Source organism: Mariniphaga sp. (assembly GCF_041687215.1).
Taxonomy (GTDB): domain Bacteria; phylum Bacteroidota; class Bacteroidia; order Bacteroidales; family Prolixibacteraceae; genus Mariniphaga.
The window spans coordinates 175,231-191,372 of the sequence record NZ_JAWLCI010000003.1 but is presented as its reverse complement, the minus strand read 5'-3'; the positions used below and the strand labels follow the sequence as shown (position 1 = coordinate 191,372).

11 protein-coding genes are annotated in these 16,142 nt (G+C 41.2%); all 11 read left to right on the top strand.

Annotated features, from left to right (window positions below; translation table 11 throughout):
* Window positions 1–13: 13 nt before the first annotated feature.
* Entirely contained in the window at window positions 14–457 is a 444-nt protein-coding gene (locus ACESMA_RS02795) for a response regulator (protein WP_372947239.1), read from the top strand.
* 96 nt (window positions 458–553) lie between these two features.
* Window positions 554–2,845, top strand: coding sequence for a PAS domain S-box protein (locus tag ACESMA_RS02790; RefSeq protein WP_372947238.1), 2,292 nt, complete (start codon window positions 554–556; stop codon window positions 2,843–2,845).
* A gap of 135 nt (window positions 2,846–2,980) precedes the next feature.
* Window positions 2,981–4,111: a Re/Si-specific NAD(P)(+) transhydrogenase subunit alpha gene (locus ACESMA_RS02785; protein WP_372947237.1), complete on the top strand. Its 1,131-nt coding sequence runs from the start codon at window positions 2,981–2,983 to the stop codon at window positions 4,109–4,111.
* 12 nt (window positions 4,112–4,123) lie between these two features.
* Complete coding sequence (locus ACESMA_RS02780; RefSeq protein ID WP_372947236.1) at window positions 4,124–4,438, top strand: NAD(P) transhydrogenase subunit alpha; 315 nt, start codon at window positions 4,124–4,126, stop codon at window positions 4,436–4,438.
* 6 nt (window positions 4,439–4,444) lie between these two features.
* Entirely contained in the window at window positions 4,445–5,884 is a 1,440-nt protein-coding gene (locus ACESMA_RS02775) for an NAD(P)(+) transhydrogenase (Re/Si-specific) subunit beta (RefSeq protein WP_372947235.1), read from the top strand.
* Between the two features lie 157 nt (window positions 5,885–6,041).
* Window positions 6,042–7,184: a sensor histidine kinase gene (locus ACESMA_RS02770; protein ID WP_372947234.1), complete on the top strand. Its 1,143-nt coding sequence runs from the start codon at window positions 6,042–6,044 to the stop codon at window positions 7,182–7,184.
* 347 nt (window positions 7,185–7,531) lie between these two features.
* Window positions 7,532–8,707 carry a glycoside hydrolase family 105 protein gene (locus ACESMA_RS02765; RefSeq protein ID WP_372947233.1) on the top strand — a complete coding sequence of 392 codons (1,176 nt, stop codon included), beginning with the start codon at window positions 7,532–7,534 and terminating at the stop codon, window positions 8,705–8,707.
* 224 nt (window positions 8,708–8,931) lie between these two features.
* Window positions 8,932–12,024, top strand: a complete 3,093-nt coding sequence (locus ACESMA_RS02760; RefSeq protein ID WP_372947232.1) for a SusC/RagA family TonB-linked outer membrane protein — start codon at window positions 8,932–8,934, stop codon at window positions 12,022–12,024.
* A gap of 12 nt (window positions 12,025–12,036) precedes the next feature.
* Window positions 12,037–13,608: a SusD/RagB family nutrient-binding outer membrane lipoprotein gene (locus tag ACESMA_RS02755; RefSeq protein WP_372947231.1), complete on the top strand. Its 1,572-nt coding sequence runs from the start codon at window positions 12,037–12,039 to the stop codon at window positions 13,606–13,608.
* A gap of 18 nt (window positions 13,609–13,626) precedes the next feature.
* Window positions 13,627–14,484 carry a hypothetical protein gene (locus ACESMA_RS02750; protein ID WP_372947230.1) on the top strand — a complete coding sequence of 286 codons (858 nt, stop codon included), beginning with the start codon at window positions 13,627–13,629 and terminating at the stop codon, window positions 14,482–14,484.
* 26 nt (window positions 14,485–14,510) lie between these two features.
* Entirely contained in the window at window positions 14,511–16,139 is a 1,629-nt protein-coding gene (locus tag ACESMA_RS02745; RefSeq protein WP_372947229.1) for a PKD domain-containing protein, read from the top strand.
* Window positions 16,140–16,142: the final 3 nt, after the last annotated feature.

Below are 16,142 nucleotides of genomic sequence, written 5' to 3'. Positions count from 1 at the left end.
ATAAAAACCAACCATGAAAATCGCTGATGATGTTGAAATTCTGATTGTGGAAGACAATCCCAATGATGCAGAAATGGCACTTAGGGCCTTTAAAAAAAACAACCTGGCAAATAGCGTACTTGTAGTAAACGATGGCGAAATGGCACTCGATTTTATTTTTGCCAAAGGAAAATTTGCCGACCGCGATAAAGCCAGCCGTCCTAAAATTATTCTGCTCGATTTAAAACTGCCAAAGATTGATGGTTTGGAAGTATTAAAAGAAATTAAAAGCCATGCTGAAACCAAAATTATTCCGGTAGTTGTTTTAACCTCTTCAAACGAAGAATCTGATTTGTTAAAAAGTTACCAGCTCGGTGTAAACAGTTACATTGTAAAACCGGTTGATTTCGACAAATTTGTTGATGCGGTAAGGGATTTGGGATTTTACTGGCTTTTACTCAATCAGCAACCGAAATAAAAAATTACTTCATGCCTGAATTCAGGTCCTGTACTCTTGAGAAAGTAACTGTTTTTTTTATCTTTGGTGTTAAACCATTTAGAAATTTTATATCGTATGAACCCAGTAGGTAGCACAGTAAAAATTCTTTTTGCAGAAGACCTTCCGGCCGATGCAGAATTGGCTCGGCGTGAAATAAAAAAGGGAGGAATTGATTTCATATACAAAGTGGTTGACACCGAGCCCGAATTCAGAAAAGAATTGGATGAATTTAAACCAGATATTGTTGTCTCCGACTACTCTATGCCTACTTTCAACGGGATGTTAGCCCTTAATATCACACGTAAATTTTCACCGTTTCTTCCATTTATTGTACTCACCGGTTCTATGAATGAAGAAACTGCCGTTGCGTGCATGAAAGCTGGCGCAAATGACTACGTGATTAAAGAACAGATAAAACGCCTCCCCTTTGCTATTACAGAAGCCCTTGAAAAAAGCCAGGTCAGACATGAAAAGGCCAAAATGGAAAAGCAACTATTCCAGAGCCTCGAAGAATACCGCGAACTGATTAACGGAATGAAGGAAACCGTTTGGATAACCGATCCCAATGGAGAGCTTTTAGAAGTAAACGAAAGGGCGGTTAATACTTTGGAATACACTCGCGAAGAACTACTCAAAATTGGTCTGGAAGGAATAGACAAATTCCTCACGAAAGAGGATATCATAAATTTGGTCGATCAGATGCCAAGTGTTAAAAATCAGTTTTTTCAAAGCTGGCATACCACAAAATCGGGCAAAAACATTCCTGTTGAAGTTAATTCAACACTTGTAAACTACCATGGGAAAAAGGCCATCATGAGCATTGCGCGCGACATTTCGGAGCGGATTGAAATAGAAAACCGGTTAAAATTGCTCAGCAGATCAGTTGAACAAAGCCCGGTTGGCATTGTGATAACAAATCACGAAGGTATTATTGAATATGTCAATAAGGCATTTACTAAAATATCCGGTTACAATCAATCAGAGGTAATAGGAAAAACACCACGAATTTTAAAATCAGGGAAACATCCGAAATCATTTTACAAACAAATCTGGGATACTATTCTGGCAGGAAAAGAGTGGCATGGTGAGCTAATGAACAAAAACAAATCGGGAAAATTATATTGGGCAGATATTTCCATTTCACCAATCGTTAATCCAAACGGCGAAATTACCCATTTTGTCTCGGTCAGGGAGGATATTTCGGAAATGAAAAAGATGATTGACGATTTGGTTGCTGCCAAAGAGAAAGCAGAAGAAAGCGATCGGCTGAAATCGGCTTTCCTGGCCAATATGAGTCACGAAATTCGAACGCCCATGAACGGCATTATGGGATTTACCGAATTACTGAAAGAGCCAAAATTGGCTGGTAAGGAAAAGAAACATTACATAAAAATAATTCAGAAAAGCGGCCAGCGCATGCTAAATACCATTAACGATTTAATTGAAATTTCAAAAATTGAATCGGGTTCCCTGGAGCTTAAAATGTCTGAAGCAAATGTTAACGAACAATTAGATTACCTATTTAACTTTTTCAAACCCGAAACAACAAAAAAAGGATTATCATTTAAACTCTTTAAAGCCTTGCCAGATGAACAGGCAGGCGTGGAAACCGATCCTGAAAAACTGAACGGTGTGTTGATGAACCTGATTAAAAATGCAATAAAATACACCAACCAGGGGGAAATAGAACTTGGCTACCAGCTTGTGAATAATACCATTGAATTTTATGTGAAAGATACCGGAATCGGAATTGAGGAAAAACAGCAGAAAGCTGTCTTCGACAGGTTTGTCCAGGCCGATTTGAGTCTCTCGAAACCATACGAGGGCGCCGGATTGGGTCTTTCCATTGCCAAAGCTTATGTAGAAATGCTGGGCGGTAAAATCTGGCTGCAATCTGAATGGGAAAAAGGAACTCAATTCTTTTTCAGCATCCCCCTGGTGCAAAAAGCAACAAAAATATCATTACCCACCTCAACAAGAAATATCACAAATGATGATGAAATATTGAAGAACCTGACCATTTTGGTTGCTGAAGATGATTCTACCGGCCAAATTTACATTTCAGAATTACTGAAAGGAAAATGCAAAAAGGTGATATTTGCAGAAAATGGGAAAGTAGCCGTTCAGTTATTTCTTGAAAATCCTGAAGTTGACCTGGTTTTAATGGATATGAGAATGCCGGTGATGGACGGTTACGAGGCTACTGCCAAAATAAAAGAAATAAATCCTGAGGTTGTTGTAATTGCCCAAACCGCCTATGCATTGGCAGGCGACAAAGAAAAAATTCTGGCCGTGGGCTGTGATGACTACCTTTCAAAACCTTTTCCCGGAAAGGATTTATTTGAAATGGTTCGAAAATATTTTTGATAATAGTTGATTTTTCCAAAAAGCCAAGTTAACCTGAACTATTCATAAATTTATGAAAAAATATGTACCGTTAACGTTAACGGTAAAGAAAAATTATTAACTTTGCACTTAAAATTCATCTAAATCAAATTATTTATGATTCTTGGTTTATTAAAAGAACATGGCAACGAAACCCGTGTAGCTTTATTACCAGACATTGTACAAAACCTTATAGATCTTAAAGTTGAGGTTTTGGTGGAACAATCAGCCGGTGAAAAAGCATTCGCATCTGATTCAGATTATAAAGATGCAGGTGCATCAGTGGTTTCCCGAAAAGAAATTTTCGAAAAGGCAGAGGTGTTGTTACAAATTCAGCCTCCTGCCGGAGAAGACGTGAAAAACCTGAAAGATTCCCAGGTATGGATTAGTGCATTTAATCCACTTTGGGAAACTGACCTGGTTAAAACATTCAGGAAAAAAGGAATTACAACCTTCAGTCTCGATTCCATTCCGCGTACCTCAAGGGCACAGGCAATGGACATTCTTTCGTCGATGGCTACCGTTGCAGGCTACAAAGCCACCCTTGAAGCTGCCTTAAGACTGCCTACCTTCTTCCCCATGTTTATGACGGCTGCCGGAACCATACGGCCCGCAAACATATTGATTTTGGGAGCTGGAGTTGCAGGATTGCAGGCCGTGGCAACCTCACGGAAACTGGGTGCACAGGTTTATGTATTCGATGTTCGCTCTGCTGTAAAAGAAGAGGTGAAAAGTTTGGGCGGAAAGTTTGTTGAGGTGGAAGGTGCCAAAGAAGATAAAGATGCCGGCGGATACGCAGTGGAGCAAACCGAAGAATATAAAAAGAAACAACAGGAAGCCATTAATGCGCAGGCTATTAAATCTGACGTAATTATATGTACAGCACAAATTCCCGGAAGAAAAGCCCCTTTATTGGTTTCAAAAGAAACGGTTGAAAAAATGAAAAAGGGCGCAGTAATTGTTGACCTCGCTGCATCGTCAGGAGGAAACTGCGAACTGACCAAAAACGATGAAGTTGTTCAATTCCAGGGAAAAACAATTATCGGCCAATCGAATTACCCGGCACAAACTCCACTTGATGCCAGTCGCATGTTTGGCAAAAATGTTTTAAACTTCCTAAAACTTATTATTGCAGAAGACGGTGCACTGAATCTCAATTTTGATGATGACATTGTGAAAGGTACCTGTATTACACATAAAGGTGAACTTTTCAATGAACGTGTAAAATCAGTTATAGAAAACAACTAAAAAATACCTGATATGGAACAAATTTTACAGTATTTTTTCGAATACAAAGAAGCTATTTTTATTATCGCATTATCCATTTTTTTGGGTATTGAAGTGATTTCCAACGTTCCCGCTGTGTTGCATACCCCACTCATGTCGGGTGCCAATGCCATTAGCGGTGTAATTATTATTGGAGGCATTATCCTGGTTGGCCACGCCGATCTTTCCGGCTTTTCATTGGAACTTGTGCTTGGAATTCTGGCACTCATTTTCGGAACGCTTAATGTAGTTGGCGGGTTTGCCGTTACCGACAGGATGCTTGAAATGTTTAAAAAGAAAAAAAAGTAGGAAATCATGGATAAAGGAATTACATTATTAAATATAGCCGGTTTTACCGTTGGCGATACTTTGCTTGAATTAAGCTACCTGGTTGCAGCCTTGTTGTTTGTAGTTGGATTGAAAATGCTTTCACACCCCGAAACTGCCCGCCGCGGAAACCTTTGGGCGTTTGGTGGAATGGCTTTGGCAATGGTAACTACGCTTTTGCTGCATAAAAATCCTGAAGGTGAAGGCATTTCATTAACCAACATTTGGATTATTCTGGCGGCAATTGGTGTAGGTGCTGCCATTGGCTGGATGGTGGCCCGCAAAGTTAAAATGACAGCTATGCCGCAATTGGTATCATTGTACAATGCTACGGGAGGCGGTGCTTCTATGCTGGTTGCATTACTGGAGTACCCGGCCGCAGCAGCAGGCGATGTGGGGTCCATTGTGGTAACCGTTTTGGGATTAATCATCGGTGCCGTTGCATTTAGTGGCAGTATGGTTGCCTTTGGAAAGCTCGACGGAAGAGTGGGTGATATTATGAAACCATTTATGACCTACATCAATTTGGTATTAATGGTTTTAACACTCGGTTTGGGAGCTTTTATTGTAGCCTCCCCTAACCCACCAACTGAAATGATTTGGGCCATTTATGCTTTGTTTGGACTTTCACTGGTTTACGGGGTTATGTTTGTTATGCCCATTGGCGGCGCCGATATGCCGGTGGTAATTTCATTACTGAACTCTTTTACCGGTATTGCTGCTGCCATGGCTGGTTTTATTTACAACAACCAGGCAATGATTTTGGGCGGTATTTTGGTAGGTGCAGCCGGTATGATTCTTACCCTTTTGATGTGCAAAGCAATGAACCGTTCACTCATAAACGTAATTGTGGGTGCTTTTGGTGGCGGCGTTTCGGCAGCATCCGGCGAACAGGGAACCATAAAGGAGATTACACTTAGCGACGCAGCCGTTTTACTGAGTTATTCACAGCGAGTAGTCATCATCCCGGGTTATGGATTAGCTGTTGCACAGGCACAGCACATTGCCCAGGAACTTGATGAATTGCTGGAGAGCAAGGATGTAGATGTAAAATATGCCATTCACCCGGTGGCAGGTCGTATGCCCGGCCACATGAACGTGTTGCTTGCCGAAGCAGATGTTCCTTATGAAAAACTGGTGGAAATGGACGATATCAATCCGGATATGCCTAACGTAGATGTAGCTATTGTGGTGGGCGCTAACGATGTGGTAAACCCGGCTGCCTATAACGACCCGGGAAGTCCGATTTACGGCATGCCAATAATTGATGCACACCTGGCCAAAAACATCATCATAATGAAACGCGGTATGGGTAAAGGTTACGCAGGAATTGAAAATGAACTGTTTTTTAACGATAAAACCCGCATGTTGTTTGGCGACGCTAAAAGTTCGATTCAGAAGCTTGTTACTGAAATAAAAACCATGTAAAAGAATATTGTTTCAGCACTGATACAAAATAGATATTTTATAAAGGTTAAAAAGAAACCTCACTATTCGGGGTTTCTTTTTTATTTCAATAAAACATATATTTTTGTGGGGCAAAGATTTAGTTAATCTTGCGATAAATACAGAAAACGCTTACAATATGCCTGAAAAAACTAAAACCCGTTTTGCACCGGCTGAACGTGCTGAACAATATCAGTTAGAAACAGATTCCCTGGTATTTGCAAATAATATTATACTGAATAAAATCGCAGAAGCTGTTTCTACCATGCTGGTTATTCTGAACCAGCAAAGGCAAATTGTTTTTGCCAATAAATTATTTCTTGATTTTTTAGACCTTACAAACAGCAATAGCATAATAGGCAAGAGACCCGGTGAGGCCGTAAATTGTATTCATGCTTTTGCTGAAGAAGGTGGTTGCGGTACCAGCGAATTTTGTCGGACCTGCGGGGCAATTGGTGCCATTCTGGAATCGCAAATGGGACTGAAATCGGAAAAGGAATGCCGGATTGTTACCTGTTCACAAGATGCGCTCGATTTGCGGGTTACAGCAACTCCATATACCGATGAAAATGGCGAATTTACCATTTTTGCCGTTCATGACATCAGCCACGAGAAAAGAAGGGAGATGCTCGAGCGGGTTTTCTTTCATGATGTTTTAAACAGTGCCGGAGGAATTTCAGGCCTTTCATCCATACTTCAGGAAGTAAATGATGCCGGTGATATAAAAACAGTTGCAAAAACAATAAGCCGAGCTGCCAACAACATGATGGATGAGATACAGACTCAACGCCAGATAATTGCTGCAGAAAGAGGCGATCTTGAACCGGTACTGGCATTTTCTACTGCCATGACTTTACTGAATGATGTGGTTGACCTTTTTTCCAAACATGAAATTGTTAAAGATAAAGAACTCGTCATTAGTGAAAATCTTGATGACATTTCAATTTACACCGACCCGGTAATTTTAAGAAGAATATTGGGAAACATGGTAAAAAATGCATTGGAGGCATCACCTTCAAAAGCTACTGTTTCAATCTCGTTTCAGGAAAAAAAAGATACCATTCTATTTTCTGTGCACAATAACAGTTGGATTAAACGGGAGGTTCAGTTACAACTTTTTAAACGTTCATTCTCTACCAAAGGTGCCGGCAGAGGAATTGGTACTTACAGCATGAAACTTTTGGGAGAAAAATACCTGAAAGGAAAAGTGTGGTTCCAGAGTTCACAGGAAAAAGGTACTACCTTTTTTATTGCAGTTCCAAAAAATCTGGATTTGAAATAGCAACCCTACAAATTTTTCTCATATCTCAGATTAAACAGAATATGTGGTTCTGCGATTTGAGATTGTGAGATTTTTGTGTTTGAAAATATTCATAGGTTCCTACCGGAATATTTTAAGGAAAAAAATTTAATTTTTGAACAGTCGGAAAAACCTCCAATTTTTGATGCACCGGAACTTCATTCAACTTTCATGAGTTTCATAAAAAACTGGGGATTGAAAATACAATTTATTAACGCCGCCATCAATCAATGCGGTTGTATGGAAATATAACCCGCAATTTGAGATTTTCAAACCCTTAAATTTGCTTCACTGTTTATACTTTTATACCGAAATTTAAATTCTTTAAAATGAAACTATATATCGCAATCCTTACCATTGTAATGATTTCTGGTTGTTTCCGGGCAAACAAAAATGAAATAATGGAAAAGCAACCTTCGTGGGCGTTAAAATTTTCCGATGCGGTTCTGCACCGCAGCGACAGTCTGATTTATTACGACCGGGAAGTACCCAAATACGAATACGATTATGCATTTCTGGCATCGGCAATCGACAAATTGGGAGAACACGATAAAAAATATTCAGATTATGCGCGTGCATACATTGATTATTTCGTTCAGGATGATGGTTCCATTTCCACCTATAAAAAATCTGACTTCAACATCGACCGGGTAAGGCCCGGCCTGAATATGTTGGTTCTTTTTGAAAAAACAGGTGATGAAAAGTATAAAATAGCCGCCGAAACATTGGTTAACCAAATGGAAGAACATCCCCGAACCAAATCAAACGGATTCTGGCACAAAAAAAGCTACCCCTGGCAAATGTGGCTCGACGGGTTGTACATGGCTTCCCCGTTTCTGGCAAAATACGCCCAAATGTTTGATGAACCGAAATGGTTCGACGAAGTAACTTTTCAACTTCAACTGGTTTACGAAAAAACACTGGATAATGAAACCGGATTAGTTTACCACGCATGGGACGAAAGCCGAGAACAAAAATGGTGTAACCCCGAAACCGGGCAGTCTAAACATTTTTGGAGCCGTGCAACCGGCTGGTACATGATGGCCCTGGTTGATGTGCTGGATTATCTGCCTGAAAACCACAATGAAAGATCTTCAATAATTGAGATTCTGAATAAACTAAGCGAAGCCCTTTTAAAAGTTCAGGATAAAGAAACCGGATTGTGGTACCAGGTGCTCGATATGGGCGGGCGCGAAGGAAATTACGTGGAAGCCTCAGGTTCAGCCATGTTTATTTATGCTTTTGCCAAAGGCGCCAAAAATGGGTATCTGCCTGAAAATTACCTGGACATTGCTGAAGATGCATTTGATAGTTTAACCGAAAATCTGGTCATTCAGGACGAAGACGGTTACCCGACACTCACCAATACCTGCGGGGCTTGTGGACTTGGAGGAAATCCGTACCGGATGGGTGATTACGAATATTACATTTCTGAAAAACAGATAGATAACGACCAAAAAGGTGTGGCACCAGTGATATTGGCTGCCATCGAATTAAACAAATAGTATCTTGAAATTTTTCTTTTTTGGTTTATTTATTTCTATTTGGCAACAAGTCAGAACGTTCCCAAACAACAATTGATTCAATTTGCAAAGCTTGTTTAAATTCATTCTTTATAAAGATGAATTTTATTAAATTGCGACAAATAAAGATTACGGTCTGCGTAATGTTTTAGAGTTTTTTCAAACGAATAGAATTCGAGTGAAACAGTTACCAAAACTAATGTTACATGAAACAAAAACTACGAATTAAAGGGAATATGCTAAAATTTAATATTCCCAAATCAATTATTTCCATTTTGCTGGGAATATTGTTTTTACTCCCTGTAAGTGCCTTTTCAGGTACAAATGATGAGATAAGCAGGCAGGATTCCAGGGTTCAGGTTAGAGGAGAAGTTACTGACAACACCGGAGAATCAATTCCCGGGGTAAACGTTTTTGAAAAGGGAACTACCAACGGTGCTGTTACAAACATCGACGGAGTGTATGTTATTGAAGTTGCACCAACTGCAACGCTGGTTTTTTCGTTTGTGGGGTTTAAAACCCTTGAAGTTCCTGTTAATGGCCAAACCAATCTGAATATTGTAATGGAAGAAGATGTGGTTGGTTTGGATGAAGTTGTGGTTACAGCAATGGGCATCCGTTCCGAAAAGCGTAAGTTAAACTTTTCAGTTCAGTCGGTTGATTCGGAAGATTTAAACGAAGGAAGACAAACCAATTTTGTTGATGCCCTCCAGGGAAAAATTTCCGGAGTTGAGGTTTCAGGGACAGGTGGTTCGCCATCAGCATCTTCTCAAATTTTAATCCGGGGAATTTCTTCCATCAATCCGGCTCAAAATAACGAGCCGATTTTTATCCTGAACGGGATGCACATTTCCGGCGGTGCCTCAAAAGCAGCGGAAATGAACCCGAACGACATTGAGAACATTACCGTTTTAAAGGGCGCTGCTGCTGCTGCTTTATACGGGCAGGAAGCTTCAAATGGTGCCATAATCATTACCACCAAATCGGGCCAGATTGGCGAAATACGTGTAGAAGCCAGCGGTTCTGTTCAGGTGGATCAGGCTTACCGTGTTCCCGAAATTCAGCAAATGTACCTGCGTGGTTCTTTAGGTGTTTATCGCGAACAGTCGATGGGAGGCTGGGGCCCGCTGGCACCTGAAGGAACCGTTTTATATGATAATCCCGGAAATTTCCTTAAAACAGGTTTGTACCAAAAATATGACGTTTCAGTTTCAGGAGGTTCAGAACGTTTCAGTTCCTATACTTCAGGAAATTATGTTCGTCACGACGGGATTGTACCTTCTGATTACCTGGAACGCTACGGTGTTCTTTTTAAATCGAAGTACAATGTATCCGAGAAAGTTTCGGTTGATTTTATGGCCAACTTCGTTTCGCGTAATTCACGTGGAGGCGCCGGTTTAAGTTCTGCTTACCATTGGCCAATTGATGACGATGTTACCAATTATAAAAATCCGGATGGCACCATTCGCTGGTTGTATATCGACACAAATAACCGCTATAATTCGCCATTAAGTCCGCTGTGGTCGAGGTATGAAGATTCAGCACAGTACGATTCAAACCGTTCCTTATTGCAAGGTTCAGTAACATGGACGGTGATTGAAAACCTCAATTTAACAGGAAGGATCAGTTACGACCACACCGAATCGGAAAGCAAAACTATTGTAACACCACGCTGGAGCCTGGAACCGGGTCAATCCCCAACTTCGGAAGATTTGGACTACCTGGGTTCTTTTTTCTATTCCGACGGAAAAAGTTCAGTAGTAAATGGTGGCATTTTGGCCACTTATAACAAAGATATTTCAAATGATTTCGGTATGGAATTACTGGCCGGGGTTGATGTAAAAAGTTCTTACGGAAGGTCAGCCGGAATGGGAGGAAGGCAATTTATCGTTCCCGAGTTTTACAGCATCAACAATCTGGCTGACATTCGCCGGGAAAATATTACCATGAACCGCTCTGATAAAAATATGTACGGATATTATGGCGAAGTAAAACTCGATTATAAAGGAATTGCACAGTTTAGCGCCACCGGACGTAACGATCACTCCTCTACCCTTCCGGTAGAAAATCGTTCCTATTTTTATCCGTCCTTCAGCACGGGTATAATTTTTACTGAATTGTTTTCTTTACCTGAAAATATAATAAGTTTTGGAAAAATCAGAGCCAATTGGGCGCGTGTTGGTAAAGATGCTCCGCTTTACAGGTTGAACAACTGGTACAAAGCCATGCCACATCCCGATAATGGTTATGGCGTAGATCCAACCCGAAGCAGTAATCCGCATCTGGAGCCGGAAATGACAACATCGTGGGAAATTGGTGCCGACGCCCGGCTTTTTGGCGATAAAACACGGCTCGATGTGGCCTGGTTTGCAACAGCAGTTTCCAATCAGATTGTTGATGTTCGTGTTTCTCCTGCTTCCGGGAATATTCTTCAAACCCGTAATGAGGGCGACATTAAAAACGAAGGAATTGAAGTTTCCTGGGATCAGACCATGTTTGAAACCAGAAATTTCAGATGGAACATGATTACCAATTTTGGCCGCAGCCGCGGTACGGTTGAGGCCCTGCCAGACCAGTTGGTGGAAGTTTACCATTATGCAGGCCAGGTTAGCGACATCAGACCTACTGCATATTTACATGGTTCAACCATGGCACTTTCCGGGAAAGATTACCTGAGAACTGATGATGGTCGAATAATTGTAGATGAGCAGGGCCGCCCAAAAATAAATGCATCAAGTTCCTTGCTAATTGGTAACCGCGAACCTGATTTTACCGTTGGCTGGCTCAACCGTTGGAATTACAAATCGTGGTCGCTTTCGCTGATGATGAATTTCAGAAAAGGAGGCGATGTGGTAAATGGAACGCTGCGTAGTTTAATGTCTGGCGGACAGGCAAAAAATCTGGAAGATTACCGAAATCGGCAGATTCTTATTGATGGGATGGTTGAATTACCCGACGGAACATTCACTGAGAATACTGTCCCGGTTGTTTTTGACCAGACATTTTACCTGAATTATTATGCACCTGTTGGTTCCAACTTCGTGGAAGACGGTTCACTTATGCGCATTGGTTATGCAACTCTGTCATATAATGCTGGCAACATTGCTGAAAAAATCGGCATAAAAGGATTGAATTTCTCTTTAACCGGCCGAAATCTATTACTGCTTACCAATTATTCCGGTTCCGATCCGGTAGTTAACTACACTGGTAGCTCAGGCGGTACCGGAACTTTTGGAATCGATTATCTGGGAATTCCTAACACCCGGAGCTATACGCTAAATGTAAGTGCAACTTTTTAAAGGAAAATAATCATGAATAAAATAAAATATATACTGATTTTAATTGCATTGGTTACTGGTTTTTCCGGATGCGAAGATTACCTGGGTGACAATCGCGACCCCGACGGAGTGGATCAGGTGCCGGTGAATGAAATTATGCCTGTGGTACTTTTTTACACGGCGCTCGAAAATTACGATCACAGTGAATATGGAACTTACCTTGCCCAATGCCTCACTACTGCAGGCAGAAGCCAAACCGGTTCTCATGCCTACCGAAGTGGTTGGGAGTTTCTTGGAATGAACAGGCACCCACAATGGCGCAGACATTTTTACGATGTAGGAAGTAATGCCAAAGAATTGCTGCGGTTTGCTGAAGAAGAAAATTCTGTAAATTACCTGGCGCTGACTCGGTTACTCCGCCTGCTTTCCGTTCAGCAAACTACCGATGCTTTTGGCGACATGCCCCTGACTGAAGCATACCAGTCCTCTTCGCCAAAGTATGACACACAGGAAAGTATTTACGAATGGATGAAAACTGAAGCGGACGAACTCATCCAGTTGTTCGACAGCCCTGAAGTTACGCAATCAACCAACAGGCCAATGGGACAGAATGTTGACCGGGTATTTGCTGGTGATATGGAAAAATGGAAGCAGGTTTTACTGGCTGTTAAAGCCCGTATTTTGCTGCGCGATTTACCCAATTTGAATACCGGCAATGCCAATGCAGTTTTAACGGCTGCTGAACAAGCACTTTCGGGTTGGAGCGATCCGCGTTACAAATTCGATGGAGGCTCAAGCGTTGAGAAAAACTGTATGTGGGGAAGAAATAACAAACCGGTCAATTCATGGGAAAGCCGGTCCAACGATTTACTGGCTGCCATTCCCTCTAAATTTTTAATTGAAAACTTGATGGGCTTCAATCCTGAAACCGATGAATATACTGACCCGCGATTACCTTACATTATGGAAGCCCGTACAGATGATGCCGGTGTGGTTAAATTCAGGTACCTCGAAAGCAATTCAGGAATGCCGCCAACACATAAAATTGAATGGTATCCTGATTTGTATGAATCTGTTTTAACAACCGACACGTCAACCATTACATTCATTACCCGCGAAGAACTTCATTTTATTGCTGCCGAGGCTGCTTACTGGGCTCAAAACAAAAACAAAGCAGCAGAACATCTTCTGCTTGGAATTGAATCGCACATGCATCGATTGCAGGTTCCGCAGGAAGAAATTGATGCCTACCTGAATAATTCAGAATTAGTTCCGGGTTCTTCCAATATTGATCTCAGCCACATTATGATGGAAAAATACAAAGCAATGTATTTGCAGGTTGAACAGTGGAATGATTTGCGCAGGTACGGCTACAGTAACGACTTAAATGGTAAAACATTTGACAATACTGTGATTTATCCGGGACTGAGGCGGCCACACAATTTGTACGAAGCATACTGGGCTGAAGAAAACCAATGGATTCAGCGAATCAATTACGATCCTGAAACTGAGGAAAAATATAACCGGGAAGAACTTATCCGTCTGGATGCATTTAGAAATCCGGAATGGCTTAAAAAACCCATGATTTGGGCACCACAAAACTAAATCGGAAAGGAGAAAATTATGAATACAAAGAAATTATTCAATACGATATCAGCCGGAAATTTTCTAAAATTTCTGGTAATGGTAGTTTCGGTTTTACTGCTGAAAACTTCTTGTACCATTAACGATCCGGTGGCAGATATTTCATCGCCGGGATACATGGCAGCAAGCATATACTGGGATGTACCGGTTACCAACGTCAGCGCCGGAAATGAAGTTACGTTTTATGCCGAATACTGGTCAGTTGACAATAGTTACAATTACCTGGGTGTTTGGTACAATGTGAACAAAAATCTGAAATATAAATTGACCTACCCGCCAAACGGATACACTTTTACACTCGACTCTTCGTCGCTGGTTCGCGAATTACTGGAAATTAAAACCTTCCAACATTCTGAATCAAATTACGATACAGAAAATAAGGCATTCGTTATTGAAGACAATTTTCCGGTAAGCTATACCCTTTCATCCCTGGAATATAAAAATCCGATATCGTACAACCAGGAACAGTTTAACCAGTTAATTCCGGAACATGTTAGGGCGCAATTTGTAAATAACCTTTTTCCCCAACTTATTTATCAGGATTTCAGGACTTTGCTGGTTACAGACCGTCAGATTGTGGATAATGAAATCTTTGAAGAATATTTTGATACAGAAATAATTGGCGAAGAAACTTTTCGAACAATAAAGCCGGAGGCGGCAAGTGCACTTCGTTCGCATTTGAATGAAGTGCCTTTTAGTGCTTTCATATACAATAAAAACAGGCAGTACTACGCAGTTGAATTTACGCAAGGATATCAACTGAATGCACGGTTTAGGATAGTTAATGGAAACGATGTGGAAAATTTGTCTGAAGTAAAAACAATTACGGTATTGTAAAAATTACACCTTTAAAACGATTGATTATGAAACGATTTAGAATATATTTATTACTTTCAGTAATTGTCGCCGGTTTGGGTTTATTCTCCTGTGAGCAGGAAATATCGCCTGAACTTTTTCCATCAGCCGAATATGATTTCACCTATTCGGCATCTTCACTTCATTATGTGGTAGGCGAAGAAATTATGTTCCTGAATCTTTCTGCCAAAGGTTCGTCATGGGCATGGGATTTTGGTGATGGAACAACCTCAAACGAGCAAAGTCCTGTTCATAAATATACATTGCCAGGAACTTACACTGTTGTATTAACTGTTGATGGTAATTATCGGGTTGAAAAGAAATTAATGATTAGCGATATTGTGCCAGTGGTGAATTACACTTCAACCGATCCTGTAATTGTGTTCAACCAAACCCAGGTTTCTTTTGATGTTCTGCTGGAAAACCCGGAGAACAAACCTGTTGAATACAACTGGAAGTTTCCTTCAGGAACAGTTGGGGAAGGTGTTGATGAAGGCGGAAACAGTTCTCATGAATCCCCCTCCGTAGTTTTTGGAAGCATTGGCAGTCAGATAGTCTCGCTTACCATTACCATTGACGGCAAAGACCTGACCCCGGTAAATGTAAATGTAAAAGTAAATTATAACTCGCCTGCAAAAACCCTTTATTATGCCGTGAAGGGCGGAAATATTATGGCTAAAAAAATTATTGACGGCATTGAGCCTGAACTGAATAATTCATTCGATATGGGGTATCGCTCGGGAAAACATCCGCTAACATTACAATTTAGCGGCGACTGGCTTTATGTTTTCGATGCCGGAACCCGATTTGCATTTGTGGCAGAACCAGATTATTTCACTGCTGGTGATGGCGAAATTTTTGTAATTGCTCACGATGGCTCCCGGAGAGAATCTGTTTTGGAAAATTTTGGAGGCAATACTTTCCTCGATTTTTATTATGGTTACATCGACGAAGATGCTGGGCTTATATATTGGGCCGACCGGCGCGAAGGAATTTTCAGAACTCCGATTGACACCCGGAATAAAAAGTTTTCGTTAGACGAATTCGGCTATTTTGTTCGCAACACATGGCTTGGTTACTATGGACAAGGCATCAGTTGGGGTAACACAAACGGCACGTTTACCAAATACAACGGACAATGGTGGTGGGCGAAACATTCCACCGGTTCGGGTATTTGGAGATTTACTGAAAGTGATATTCTTGGCCGCGACAGAGTAGATGGTGACCCGGTGCCAGCGGCAGGCAGTATTCACCGGAATTTTGGTGTTCGCTCTTTTGTTATCGACGATATTAACCAAAAACTATACCTGGCCGACAGCCGTTACAAAATGATTGTACAAAGTAATCTTGATGGTTCCGGTTTAAAAGTAATTGATAATTCACCATTTGATGGCGAAGGTGGCGAAACAGAAGGAATTTTTGTAACCGGAATGGCATTGGATGGCGAATACCTGTACTGGGCCTATCGTGGACCACAACCGCCTGCTGGTTCCGATCCTGAAGAATACTATCAGGCTAATCCTTTACATCGGTCTGGTATTAAGCGCATTAAACTTACCGACGCCAATCCGGTGGTGGAATACTTTATTGAAGGCGTGGAGGCCTACGGAATAGCCATCGACCAATTGGCCAGGTAATTT